This window comes from Pseudomonas sp. MWU16-30316, assembly GCF_020515645.1.
GTDB lineage: Bacteria > Pseudomonadota > Gammaproteobacteria > Pseudomonadales > Pseudomonadaceae > Aquipseudomonas > Aquipseudomonas cerasi.
In genome coordinates this window covers 1-13,515 of sequence record NZ_JAIZAZ010000011.1, presented here as the reverse complement: position 1 = coordinate 13,515, position 13,515 = coordinate 1, and the positions used below count along the sequence as shown (strand labels likewise).

At 58.8% G+C, this 13,515-nt stretch carries 9 protein-coding genes and 1 rRNA gene; 8 read left to right on the top strand and 2 right to left on the bottom strand.

Annotation, left to right across the window (positions count from 1 at the left end; all coding sequences use genetic code 11):
* The first annotated feature begins 46 nt into the window (after window positions 1–46).
* Window positions 47–2,065, top strand: a complete 2,019-nt coding sequence (locus tag LCH65_RS24765) for a methyl-accepting chemotaxis protein (protein ID WP_226439887.1) — start codon at window positions 47–49, stop codon at window positions 2,063–2,065.
* 61 nt (window positions 2,066–2,126) lie between these two features.
* On the opposite strand, the gene LCH65_RS24760 is transcribed toward LCH65_RS24765, so the two are convergent.
* The gene (locus LCH65_RS24760; RefSeq protein WP_226439886.1) at window positions 2,127–3,608 is read right to left on the bottom strand and encodes a YdgA family protein; all 1,482 of its coding nucleotides are present in this window, start codon (window positions 3,606–3,608) and stop codon (window positions 2,127–2,129) included.
* 275 nt (window positions 3,609–3,883) lie between these two features.
* Here LCH65_RS24760 and LCH65_RS24755 point away from each other — a divergent pair, with 275 nt between their 5' ends.
* From LCH65_RS24755 to LCH65_RS24725, 7 genes are all read left to right on the top strand, one after another.
* Entirely contained in the window at window positions 3,884–4,573 is a 690-nt protein-coding gene (locus LCH65_RS24755) for an HAD-IA family hydrolase (RefSeq protein ID WP_003372998.1), read from the top strand.
* Window positions 4,574–4,593: 20 nt separating this feature from the next.
* A complete protein-coding gene (locus tag LCH65_RS24750; RefSeq protein ID WP_003434940.1) occupies window positions 4,594–5,601 on the top strand; it encodes an aldo/keto reductase in 1,008 nt (335 codons plus the stop codon).
* 317 nt (window positions 5,602–5,918) lie between these two features.
* A complete protein-coding gene (locus tag LCH65_RS24745; protein WP_226439885.1) occupies window positions 5,919–6,665 on the top strand; it encodes a GntR family transcriptional regulator in 747 nt (248 codons plus the stop codon).
* 813 nt (window positions 6,666–7,478) lie between these two features.
* On the top strand, window positions 7,479–8,255 hold the full coding sequence (locus tag LCH65_RS24740; RefSeq protein ID WP_226439884.1) for a DUF3050 domain-containing protein: 777 nt from the start codon (window positions 7,479–7,481) through the stop codon (window positions 8,253–8,255).
* A gap of 42 nt (window positions 8,256–8,297) precedes the next feature.
* Window positions 8,298–9,245 (top strand): diiron oxygenase, encoded by a 948-nt coding sequence (locus tag LCH65_RS24735; RefSeq protein ID WP_226439883.1) that lies wholly within the window; start codon window positions 8,298–8,300, stop codon window positions 9,243–9,245.
* On the top strand, window positions 9,242–12,688 hold the full coding sequence (locus LCH65_RS24730) for a non-ribosomal peptide synthetase (RefSeq protein ID WP_226439882.1): 3,447 nt from the start codon (window positions 9,242–9,244) through the stop codon (window positions 12,686–12,688). Before LCH65_RS24735 ends, LCH65_RS24730 begins: the two co-directional genes overlap by 4 nt.
* 32 nt (window positions 12,689–12,720) lie before the next feature.
* Window positions 12,721–13,200, top strand: coding sequence for an SRPBCC family protein (locus LCH65_RS24725; protein ID WP_226439881.1), 480 nt, complete (start codon window positions 12,721–12,723; stop codon window positions 13,198–13,200).
* A gap of 117 nt (window positions 13,201–13,317) precedes the next feature.
* Here LCH65_RS24725 and rrf read toward each other — a convergent pair.
* Window positions 13,318–13,433: ribosomal RNA gene (gene rrf / locus LCH65_RS24720) — 5S ribosomal RNA — on the bottom strand.
* Between the last annotated feature and the right edge of the window lie 82 nt (window positions 13,434–13,515).

Below are 13,515 nucleotides of genomic sequence, written 5' to 3'. Positions count from 1 at the left end.
CCATATTCCGCGTGGCCTCTGCTTTTTTATCTTTACGGGTTTAACCATGAGCTTTTTATCTCGTTTTCGGGCCGGCACATCGCGGACCGAAGGCGCCATCAGTGTCATTACGTCCGCCCGGGAATTGAACGCCAAGCTGTCTGCGCTGAGCTTCGATCCGGTCTATCTGACCGGTTTCGTTTCGCCGCACGTCGACTTCGATCAGGTGGCCAAGTCTGTCGCTACGCGCTTTCCCAACGCGAAGATCAGCCTGTGCACAACGTCAGGCGAACTGTGCTCGGGCAATGATTCGCTGTACTGCGCGGCGGATAACCAGTGGGACCGGATCGTCCTCGCGCTGTTTGACTCAAGCGTCATCAAGAGTGCGGAGGTGGTGCACATTCCGCTGCACAGCGAAGACATTCGCGGCGCGGGCAAGCGACTGTCGATGCGTGAGCGCATTGCGCGCCTGACCGACTCGATCAAGCGCACGCAGATCAACACCCCCATCGACCACCGCGATACGCTGGCCTACGTCACGTTCGACGGGCTGTCGGCGTCGGAGTCGTTTTTCATGGAAGCGCTGTATGAGTCGGGCCGCTTTCCGTGCCTGTTCGTGGGCGGTTCTGCGGGGGGCAAAGGCGACTTCAAGAAGACCTTGATTCACGACGGCAAACGCAGCTACGAAAACCATGCTCAGGTGGTGTTTCTCAAGAGCGCGAAAAACGTGCGCTTCGGCGTCTTCAAGAGCCAGAACTTCGCGCCGACGCCACTGAGCCTGAGTGTGCTGACGGCCTCCCTGGAAGATCGTTATATCAGCCAAGTGGTCAACCCCAGAGGCGAGATCACTACGATGGTTGCGGCGCTGTGTGACGCGCTGAAGTGCGAGCGGCATGAGCTGGAAGGCAAGCTGGCGCAGTACTCGTTCGCCATCCGGGTAGGCGAAGAGCTGTTCGTGCGCTCGATTGCGCGCATCGATTATGAAAGCGAGCGGGTTCACCTGTTCTGCGACGTGGCACCCGGCGAAGAGCTGGTGATGGTCAAACGAACGTCCATGATCGACACCACGCGCAAGGACTTCGCGCGCTTTCTGCAGGGCAAGTCCGGAAAGCCGCTGCTCGGCCTGTTGAGCGACTGCATCCTGCGGCGCCTGAACAACGGCAGTGAACTGGGCCGGATGAACGATGTGTTCGGTGCGACGCCGGTGGTGGGCTTCTCGACCTTTGGCGAGATTCTCGGGTTGAACCTCAACCAGACGCTCACCGCCGTGTTCTTCTTCAAGGTGCCCGAAGGGCAGCCGTTCCGCGACGACTACATCGATAACTTCATCGCCTATTACGGCGAGTTCAAGGCGTTCTTTCTGCGTCGGCAGATCAAGAAGCTGGCCGGTCTGAGCCATGTGGTGGTCAAGCAGATCGATCAGTTCAAGCAGCGTAACTTCGTGCAAACCATTGACCCGAGCGGTCTGGACGAGCAGATCCGTCCGGTGTTCGGTGGCCTGAGCGACTTGGGCGATGTGCTGGTCAAGGCCCATCAGGATCAGGAAGAAATCGCCGCTCAATTGCGCCATTACTCTGGCGAGCTGCATGTTTCGATGGATGAGCTGTCGCAGACCATCACCCAGCAGGAAACGGTTATCGACAAAGCGGGCAACACCGTCAAAAGCCTGGTCAGTCAGGCTGACGAGGTGGTGCTCGGCTCGCGGGAGCTGGCCAAGTCCAGCCTGCGCATTCAGTCGGTGGTGCAGATGATCCAGCAGATCGCCGGGCAGACCAACCTGCTGGCGCTGAACGCTGCCATCGAGGCTGCGCGGGCGGGCGAAATGGGACGTGGCTTTGCAGTGGTGGCCGATGAGGTGCGCCAGCTTGCGCAGAAGACGTCGCAGAACGCCAACGACATCGGAACCGATATCGAGCGTCTGGCCGAGGAAATTCGCAAGGTGGCGCAGCACATCGAGGAGCAGTCCCTTGAGGTTGGAACGTTGACGGGGCTGCTGTCGGAACTGGAAGGCTCCAGCGATATGACGGCGGGCACCTCGCAGCGTACCCGGCAACTGGCGGATACCCTGCGCGGGCTGACTCAGTAGCGGCGCCTGGTGTCAGGACGGCACATCGCCCGTCCTGACGGCAGACCGTGTCGCAGGCGGCTTACTGGTTACCCAGCACGCCGACCTTGCCCATGATGTTGCTCATGAACTGCTGCACGGTCATTTTCTGGCCATTGAAGTCGACCATCTGGTTGGCGTAATGCAGGTCGGAGACGATGTTGTCGCCGTCGACCTTGGCCAGTTGCATCATCTCGGCCATGGCGCTGGCCATGTCGCCAGCGGCCTTGGCCTGATCAGCGATGACCTTGAGGTCGGTCTGGCCTTCACGAATGGCTTGCTGGGTCGCGAGATCGCGAATCATCGGCTTGGACAGGACGACCCTGGCGTTGACTTCGCCCAGGCTCTTCATGAGCAGCGCATCGGAAGGCTGATCGAGCGGGCCTGGATCGGCCAGGTCCACGGCGATACGCACGTGGCTTTCACCGTTGCTGGTCTTGAGCGAGAGTTTTTCCAGCTCGATGTGCGGTTTGGCCGCCAGCAGCGTTTTCATCTGGGTGTTCATCAGTTCCTGATCAGCCGTGTTCAGCTCCAGGCGGAACGGACGCTTCTCCAGCGCGGCCTGTTGCTGTTGAGGCAGGATTTTATCCTGATACAACTGATACAGCGCCTGAGTCGCCAGCACATCGAAATTGGCGATCTTGAAGCCCATGTGCGCAGAACCGACGTCCTTGCCAGCGTAGGCAATCATGCCGGCATCGTAATTGATCTGCGCTGCAAGGTTACCGGCATCTTCCTGCGCCAGGTTGGTGTTGGTGAAATCCCGGATCTGCACCTGTGGTTTGCCCACCACCTGGAAACCCGCGTTCTGGATTTTCATGTTGGTATGGCCCAGATAGAAACCGGACTTGCCTTTGGTGCCGCCCGTGTCGAAGGTCATGCCTTTGATCTCGATGCTGACCGGACCGTCAGGCGACGCGACATTGAGTTGCAGATTGTCCATGTTGCCCGCAAGGCTGAATTTTTCCGCGTCGGCCGACGACTCGGCGTTCAGGTCCAGACCTGAAAAACGGAACGTGCCGTCGACGTCGGTCATTTCCAGCGGGGCCATCTGCAGCGTGCCTTTGGTGGCGCGGTCATAGCCGATGCTGGCCTGGCCCGTGAGCGGTGGAACGTCCTTGCTCATGGCAAACCATTTTTCGGCGCTGGGGCTTTTTTCCATCTGGAAATTGCTCAGGGCCATGACCGGCAGCAGGTTCAGGGTCTTCAGATGCGACAGCGGAATGGGGCCGTGCTCAATATGGTCGACGAACAGAAACTGGCCGCCCTGGGTGCTATCGGACAGGTTCTGGATGTCGACGCGATAGTGCGCCGTGCTGCTGAAGAAGTGCTTGTCGAGCGAGAGCATTTCCAGTTTGACACTGGTGTCCGTGCCTTTGAACGACTTCGCCAGTTCCTGATTGGCCTTGCTGATCGAGTCGTTCAGCGCGCCTTCCAGCTGATTGCCGGTGTACCAGGCACCGGCCGTAGCCAGTGCGCCCGCTACGACGATGACGCCAATCGCTATACCTGCTGATTTATTCATAGTGACGTGAAGATATCCGTTCTGATGATGGGAAAGTCGTACCGGGACCGGCAGCGCCGATTGAAAGCCGCGAGAGACTATCATCGGCAGATCCCGACAGCCCAGCCTTCATGGCCATTTCTGTGGGCGCGTAGCCGTTCTGTAAGCGCGTTGGACATGGCCTTGTGCCTTTTGTTGCGCACGCCAATCCCGCGGAAAGGTTTTGAAACAGACCCTAGCCACAGCCTTCCCGGAAACGTTAGGCTGAAACGAATTTGGGAACAGGACGTGATCACATGAGCGAGCAGCAAACACAACGAGGCCCGATCAAGGCCGTCATTTTCGACATGGATGGCCTGTTGCTGGACACCGAGGGGGTTTACACCGAAGTCACCCACTTGATTGCCAGTCGCCACGGGCGCACCTTCGACTGGTCCGTCAAGCAGCACACCATTGGCCGCGGTGCCCGGGACTTCTCGGACTACGTGATCAAGGCGCTGGAGCTGCCGATGTCGATCGACGAGTTTCTCGAAACCCGTGAACCTATGCTCGAAGAGCGTTTCCCCAAAGCGCCGGCAATGCCCGGAGCCGAGGCGCTGGTCCGGCATCTGGCAGCCCACAATATTCCCATCGCCGTGGGCACCAGCTCGTCTGTGCATTACTTCGAGGCCAAGACTACCCTGCACCGCGCATGGTTCGAGCTGTTCGACACCGTCGTCACCGCCGACGACCCGGAAGTAGGCGCCGCAAAGCCGGCCCCGGACATCTTTCTGGTCGCCGCCCGCCGTCTCGGCGTCTCGCCCGCCGACTGCCTGGTCTTCGAAGACTCGCCGTTCGGTGTGACCGCTGCCAAGGCTGCCGGGATGTACGCCGTGGCTGTGCCGGACTCGCACATGCCGGTCGAGCAGTACGAGCATGCGGACCTGCTGCTGGGCTCGCTGGCCGACTTCCCGCTCAAGGCGTGGGGGTTACCTGAGCTCGCCTGAATGACATGGAGATGCTGAGCATGAATTATCGAACCCTTGGCCAGTCCGGCCTCAAGGTTTCCACACTGACACTCGGCTCGATGATGTTCGGTGAGCAGACCGGCGCCGAAGAGTCGCTGCGCATCATCGACAAGGCCAGGGATCAGGGCATCAATTTCATCGACACGGCGGATGTCTACAACGCCGGGCGTTCGGAGGAAATCGTCGGCCGGGCCATCGCGGCACAGCGCAGTGACTGGGTGCTGGCCACCAAGGTCGCCATCGGCCCGGCCGACGGCGTGCCCAACCGGGCCGGTCTGAACCGCAAGCATATTTTCAACGCCATCGAGAACAGCCTGCGGCGGCTCGATACCGACTATGTGGATATCTATTACCTGCACAAGGAAGATCACGACACGCCGCTGGAAGTGACGGTGTCGGCGATTGGCGATCTGATCCGGCAGGGCAAGATCCGTTACTGGGGCGTGTCGAACTTCCGCGGCTGGCGAATTGCCGAAATCGTCAACGTCGCGCAACGCCTGGGTGTGGACAGGCCGGTCATCAGCCAGCCGCTGTACAACATCGTCAATCGCCAGGCTGAGGTCGAGCAGATCACTGCGGCCGCGTACCACGGCTTGGGCGTCGTGCCCTACAGCCCGCTCGCACGCGGTGTGCTCAGCGGCAAATACGCTCCGGACATCGCCCCCGACAGCGAGAGCCGCGCCGGGCGCCAGGACAAGCGGCTGCTGGAAACCGAATGGCGCATGGAGTCGTTGCGTATTGCGCAGCGAGTTCAGGCGTATGTGCAGGACAAAGGGGTCGGCATTGTCGAGTTCGCCATTGCCTGGGTGCTCAACAACCAGGCCGTGACCTCAGCCATCGTCGGCCCAAGAACCGAGCAGCAGTGGGACGGTTATACCAAAGCACTCACGGTGGATATCACCGCTGAAGACGAAGCGTTCATCGATTCGCTGGTGACACCCGGCCATGCGTCGACGCCCGGTTTCAATGACGTTCAGCACTTCGTCTCCGGCCGCCTGACGCGCTGAGAGGATCACGCCTGCGGCCTTATGCCGCGAGCGAAGCCCTGATGCGCTCTGGAACGGTCGTTTCAGAGCGCATCGTCATAAAAACAACATGTGAAACTCCTGTTACCTGTGAACGCGCGCTCGGTACGCAGAGCCGATGAGCGCTAAGATAGGCGCGTACTTATCGAGTTCACCGGGCTGCAGCGCGATCCGGCGTTCGCCGTTAAACAGGATGATGTTTGTATTTTCGCGACGTGCCGGCAAGTCTTGGCTAGTCTGTCGGCTACAAAGCGATTAATTGGACGTTGTCCAGCCAGGGTTGATGAAGAAGTAGGCCAATGCGCAAATCAGATAGAGAAGCCTTTCTGGGCTCCGTACTGGGCAATGAGCAGCCTCCGGCGCACCTTGCCAGAACCGTGATTGAAGAAAAGCTGCGAAACGCCATTATCGATGGCAGCTTGCCAAGTGGCACGGCATTGCGCCAACAGGAACTGGCGACGCTGTTTGGCGTCAGCCGCATGCCTGTACGCGAGGCACTGCGCCAGCTCGAGGCGCAGTCGCTGTTGCGTGTCGAAACGCACAAGGGTGCGGTGGTCGCACCGTTGATCACCGAAGACGCGGTGGATGCCTATGCCTTGCGCATCCTGCTGGAATCCGAAGCGTTGCGCCTGTCTATCCCATTGCTGGACGCCGATGATCTGGCGGCGGCGAAGGGCTATATCGAGCAGCTTGAAGTCGAGACGGATTTCGGCCAGATCGGCAGACTCAATCGGATGTTCCACCTGTCGCTGTATGCCAAGACCCACAACAAGCGTCTCATGCGTCTGGTTGAAGAAGGCCTGAACGAAGAGGAACGCTTCCTGCGTTTCAATCTTTCCGACATGGGCCTGGGCAAGCTTTCTCAGGATGACCATTGGCAGCTGTTGCGGCTTGCCGAGCAGAAAGCGATCGAACCCTGTGTCGAAGCGCTGCAGTATCACCTCAACCGAGGTGTTCAGGCCGTCACTCAATACCTGAACAGCAAAAAGGCCACCAAGGCCACCAAGCCCAAGTCGACCCGCGCAATAAAGAAAAACCCCGCCTGAATTATCAAGGCGGTCTGTCCGGCAGGCGATGACACAACGTCTGCGGATTGGCCGCTTGTACCTCCCGCCCTCCTCTCCACATCTCGTCAGCGTATCGCCAGGCTCAACCCGGGCATGGCGTTTTTATCGCTATTTTCCTGATCTGCCAGATGGCCCAACGCCGGAATGAGGCAAACTCGGCCGAGGCGCTGAGGACACCAACCGGAGGGTGTTCCCTGGCTACGGCTGAACGGCTCGCGCAGGATCGGAGCGGTTCTCTGTTCATCTGAACTCAATGGATAAGGAGTTGTTGAACGGGGCAAACAGACATTGGAAGTCATTTCCAACTTCGCCCATTAAAAAATCCAGAACCCTGATTATTCAGCATATCGGCAACGCTGGGCGAGGCATTCGCTCATTATTAATAATTCTGACGTTATCAGTCGGGAGGGTTGTCTGCGCGCCTGTAAAACGTATTCAGAGCGTTTTATATGGCAACTTACATGCTAAAAAAACAGCCAGTTAAATATTATTAAAAAATGATTGCACCCCCTGATAAATTTGTTTTAAGTTTTCTTCGCCGTCGGTGCTATTGATGGCTTACCGGGGTGCCCCCTCGCTGTATAAGGGCTAGCGCTCGAAACGTCGACACTGCATTGTGCCTGGATGTGAAATAACCGTTGCATGTTTGCGGCGAATGGGCCCTCACACTTAAGGCCTGCGCTTGCCTTGCTCCCACGTATTTCATTGTGTTCCACCGCTGCACAGCCGACACTTTTATATCGCAAATAACTGCATTGCTACTTACCGTTCTCTTTCAATAGGACCGTCATCATGCCTTGTGAAAAAACGCTGCTTGCACACAAGAAAGTTGAACTTGGCCGTCATCCAATCTTTGCAGAAATCACCACATTGGATGTACTCCGGCGCTTTATGGAGACCCACGTATTCGCGGTCTGGGATTTCATGTCGCTGACCAAGCGTCTGCAACAGGAGCTGACCTGCACCCAATTGCCGTGGCTGCCGCCGACAGATGCTTCCGCTGCCCGCCTGATCAACGAGATTGTCCTGGGTGAGGAATCCGATAACCGACTGGACGCGGGTCACTACAGCCACTTCGAGCTCTATCTGGATGCGATGCGCGAGATCGGCGCAAGTACGGTGCAGATCGAGCGCTTCATCGAACTGCAGAGACAGGGCCTGCGTTACACAACTGCACTGCAGCAAGTCGACGCGGGGCAGGCAGCAACAGCATTCGTGACACACACGCTCGACATCGCCCTGCATGCGCCAGCACACAGCGTTGCGGCGGCCTTTCTGCATGGGCGCGAGAGTGTCATCCCGCAGATGTTCCAGACCATTCTCGATGACTGGGGCATCACCGCCGACCAGGCCCCTACCTTCCGCTACTACCTGGAACGCCATATCGAAGTGGACGCCGAGGACCACGGTCCGGCTGCAGAGCAGTTGCTGGCTCGTCTGGTCGCTGGCGACGCGCAGCGCGAACGAGAGGTTTATCAGACCGCCATCGCCGCTGTGGAAAGCAGGATCCGGCTATGGGACACGCTGCGCCTGAGCATGCGAACGCCGCTGGTGCAGGCCAGCGCGTAAGTCCCGCTCGCAACACCCTGAAGCCTTTACAAGGAAGCCATCATGAAAGCAGAAGACTACATGTCGTTCATCGATGCGTGGGAAGGTCGCGCCACCATTCGTACTCGTCCACGCAGGATCGTCGAGAACGATGAAAAACTGATCTACCCCCTCAGCCGTCAGCCGCTGGTGCTCAGTGACACATTCATCCGCGAGTGCGCGCATTTGCGCGATTATGCCTTGGTACAGAGCCTCTACAAGTTCATCAACGATGTGGTGATCTTCGAGACCGAGATCGTCGACAGGACCGCACGCAGCATCGCCAAGGACCACTTTACGATTCGCTTCCCGTTTGCCTGTCGCTATGACGCGATGACGGTGGTGGTCGATGAGGACTATCACGCACTGGTCGCGATGGACTTCATGCAACAGACCATCGCCCTGACGGGCATAGCGCCTATCCCGTTGCCGGACGAGATTGAACTCAGCCGGGCCATTCCCGCCGCACTGGCTCTGGCCCCGGAGCATCTGCGCAGCGCAGTGGAGCTGATCTGTGTCGCCATCGCGGAGAACACCGTGACCAATGACGTGGCGGCGTTTGCCAAGGACGAATCGGTCAAGCAATCGGTCAAGGGCCTGATGGCCGACCACCTGCTGGACGAGGGGCGCCACTCGGGCTTCTGGGCGCGGCTGGTACGCATCTACTGGCACACCGCTCCCCAACAGGACCGGGAATCCATCGCCCGCATCATGCCGGTGTTCATCGCTCAATACCTGACCAACGATCTTCAGAATGGCTTCGACTTCACCCTGATCGAACACCTGCAGGTGCCGGACACCGTCAAGCAGGCGCTCAGGGACGAAACCAGGGCTGTGAGTTTCCCAGTCAACCGCCATCACCCACTGGTTGCCAACATCGTGCGCTTCTTCAAGAACAGCTCGATGCTGGACGATCCTTGTGTGCAGCGGGCGCTGGTGGACTATCTGCCGACTCGGGGGACACTGCAATGAAGCGCCTGGAGATTGTGCTCATGGGTCACAGCCTGACCCTGACTGAACTGAATACCGAGCTGCAGGACCACGGGCATGGCGTGCGGCATCTGTCCGATCAGCAGGCGCTGGACGCGCTGACGATGCCTGATGGCTGCGTGCTGATCGAAGACGGCAGCCTGGACCTGACAAAGGAACAACTGATTGCGTTCGGCCACTTCACGCATCTGAGCCTGCGGTTCGGTATCAGCGGGGAACTGGAGTACGGGTTACCCCGGCTGGAGCTGCTGTGCTGGCATGGTGCTGCCGAAGCTGGACGCTTGATCGTTCATGAATGGCTGCCGGTCGAGGAATCAGGCAACGGGCGCGTACTGCGCGATGCGGCTGTCGCAGGCATGGTTGATCTGACGGCATTACAGATCAGCCGGTTATCCAGAGACGACGACTATTTCAACGGTCTGACAAGCGTCACACCCGCCCAGAGTGATCGACAGCATGGCTTGCAGGCGGTTGATCAATTGCTGTTCGAGCATCGTCTCAATCAGACAGATCAACCACACCTGCTGAAACGGGCCGAAACACCCATCACCGAGCGGCTGGAGCAGGCGCTGCTGACGTTTGCCGAACGCCCGGCACTGTCCGTTCGCAACCAGACGCTCAGCTATCGGCAACTGCACGCGCACAGTCTCGCTATCCAGCGCTTGCTGCAGCCGTTGCTGGCGCACGCAAAAGCCGACGCACCTCCGGTGATTGGTATCTGCCTGAGCAAGTCAGCCGAGCTGTACGCGGGCATCCTCGCTATTCTGGGTTGCGGTGCGGTGTACCTGCCGCTTGATGCCGGCCAGCCTGTGCAGCGTCAGCAGTACATTCTGGAAAACTCGGGGGCGATGCTGTTGCTGCACGATGGCTCGCACCCACTGGCCGCTGCGGAGTTTCCGGCGCTGGATATCGCGGCGGTGCCTGTCGAGGACGTAGCTTCAGCGCATACAGGCGCCGCTGCCGATCAGGATGCGCCCTGCATGGCGCTGTACACGTCGGGTACCACCGGGCAGCCGAAAGGCGTATTGCTCAGCCAGCGCAATCTCAGCCACTTCACCGCCTGGTATGCCGAGCATGTGAGCCTGAACGAACATAGCCGGGTGCTGCAGTTCTCGACGCTGAGTTTCGACTCGTCGATCATCGACATTTTCCCCACCTGGCTCAGCGGCGCCGAACTGGTGGTCCCCGATGAGGATCAGCGGCGTGATCCGTTGCAGTTGGTCCGCATGCTGCAACAAGGCATCACCCATGCATTCCTGCCGCCGGCGCTGTTGAGCATCCTGCCGCTGGATCAGCCGCTGGGGCTTGAGCATGTCATGACCGGAGGCGACGTCTGCGAGCCGCATGTGATTGTGCAACTCACCGGGCAATGTCATTTCCACAACCTGTACGGCCCCACCGAAGCCACGGTGTTGGTCACCGCCTGCGAGTTCGGGCCGTCCAGCAGCAACCGCCATCTGGGCCGACCGATCGCCAACAGCCAGGCGTGGATTCTGGACGAGCAGTTGCAGCCCGTGGCCGAGCAGACTCAGGGGGAGCTGTACATCGTCGGACCCGGTGTGTGCCTGGGCTATGTCAACAACCCAAAGCTTACCGCCGAGCGTTATGTGTGGCTGACGAAACCGGATGGGCAGCTAATGCGCGCCTATCGCACCGGCGATATCGCCAAGTGGACGGCTGACGGCATCGTCCTCAGCGGACGTCGTGATAATCAGGTAAAGATTCGCGGCTTTCGGGTCGAGCCCGAGGAGATCGAGCATTGCCTGCGCGACAGCGGACTGTATCGACAGGTTGCCGTGGTGATCGACAACCAACGGCGAATTCTGGCGTTTCTCGCTCAACCGTATATTGAGCATGACGAACAGGCGCTAAAGGCCCATGTACAACGTCTGCTGCCTGATTACATGCACCCCGCCGTCTACACGATGTTGCCCGGCATGCCATTCGCCAGCAACGGCAAGGTAGATCGTAAAGCGCTTCTGGAAATACCGCTGAGCTTTACCGGGCAGCACACTCGCCGTCTGCCCGAGACTACGCAGGAGCAGGCACTGCTCGAGCTATGGGGCGAGCTGCTGGAGCTGCTGCCAGACGACATCTCGACTGATGAAAGCTTTTTCAATCTCGGAGGCCACTCGATCCTCCTGTCGCGCCTGTTGCTGGGGGTTCGTGAACGCTTTGGGCGCAGCATTCCTATCAATCGTTTTATCGAAGCACCGACAGTACTGACGCTGGCCAGCCTGATCGACAGCGACGGCACTTCGGCGGGTGTCCTCAGCGCTCAGGCGCTGCGGGATGCCAACCCGGACTTTCAACTGGCTACATTGCCCGTCAGCAGGCTGGGTGATGTTCATAAGGTGATTGTCACGGGTGCCAATGGCTTTCTGGGTGTGCATATCGTCCAAGCGCTGCTCAGTTGGGGAGCGACAGAGATCGCCTGCCTGGTGCGGGAGACTTCTGGACAAAGCGCACAGCAGCGTTTCGAACATGCCCTGCGGGAAAACCGTCTGGATCACCTGGACCTGAGCCGCGTAAAGGTCTACCCCGCGGACCTGACGAAGCCAAGGCTGGGGCTCAGTGAAGCGGTGTATGAACGACTGGATCTCAAGTTTGGTGCGTTGGTGCACAACGCTGCCAATGTGAACCATGTCCAGGATTACGAAACCCTGGTCAAAGACAATGTGGCCCCGGTCTTTGAATGCCTGAAGCTGTGTGAGGGGCGCAGTAAAAAGATCTTCAATTTCGTTTCGACGCTGTCTGCCTGCAGTGCCATCGATGCCGCTGGCAATGTGCTTGAACGACCCGCTGCCGCGACCCCGCCGATCTACATCAAGAACGGCTACAACCTCTCCAAGTGGGTGGCTGAGCGCATCCTGCAATGTGCCCGGGACCAAGGTGCCTGGGTGAACATCTATCGCCCCGGCAACATCGCCTTCAACAGCGTGACCGGCGTGTGTCAGCCACAGAAAAACCGCCTGATGCTGATGCTCAAGGGTTCGCTGCAATTGGGTCAGGTTCCGGCGTTCGCCATCAACTTCGACCTGATGCCGGTGGACTTTCTGGCGCGCTTCATCGGCTTCCATGCCAGCCGTTATCAGCCAGAACATGCGGTATTCAATCTGCATAACCCCGAGCCCTTGAGCTGGAGCGACTACGTGCACGCCTTTCGCGAGGCCGGGCGTCAGTTCGAGCTGGTCAGCGTCGAGCAATGGCAGGCGCAACTCCGGCGCGTCGACAGCCAGAACGCGCTGTTTGGCGTGCTGGGGTTTTACCTCGATGGGTTTGAAGAAGACATCGGCGATATCTCGATGATCGAGCACCGCAACACCCTGAACGGCATTCGTCGCATGGGCGAGCAATACCCGCAAAAGACTCCGGCGTTGCTGCGCAGGGGCTGCGATTACCTGAAAGAAATCGACTTCATCTGAGCCACTACCCACTGAGATAAATGGAGAACGACATGAACACATTTCACAGCAATCTGAAACCCGACACACTCATCAAGAACCCGGTGACGTGCCGAGTGGTGTCCGCCGTGGAAGTCCCAGGTGATGCGGCCAGCGTGTGGGCTGTTGTCGGCAATTTCGGTGGCTTCCAGGCATTCATACCGGCACTGGAGAGCATTGAGGTCACCGGTGAAGGTCCGGGCTCGGTTCGCAGCAAGCTGTTCAAGGATGGCAACGTGGCTATCGAACAACTGAACTCCAGGGACGATCAAGCGCTTTATGTGACCTGGTCACTGATCCACACCAGCTTGCCAGTCAGCAATCTGTGGGCAGCAATGACTGTTGACGCTATCGGCGACGGCGATACCTGCCTCGCCAGCTGGACGATTGTTGCCGACCCTGTTGAGGGAGGGCCTGAGGGGGATGCATTTGAGGCGTTTCTTCAGGGGTTTGCAGATGGCGCAATGGGGAACGTGCGCAGCCTGTTTGGCTGACTGATGCTGCACCACAACAGCCCGCTCGGAGCGAATGCCTGAGCGGGCTTTTTTATTTGATAACCCATAACGACAAAACCCCTCATCGCGTAAGCGATGAGGGGTTTCGGAATTCAATCTTGACGATGACCTACTCTCACATGGGGAAACCCCACACTACCATCGGCGATACATCGTTTCACTGCTGAGTTCGGGATGGGATCAGGTGGTTCCAATGCTCTATGGTCGTCAAGAAATTCTGTTGCCGATCCGTTAGCAGGTAACGTTCCAGCGAATTTTGGTGACTTCTACTTAAACAAAAACCCTCAACGCGTA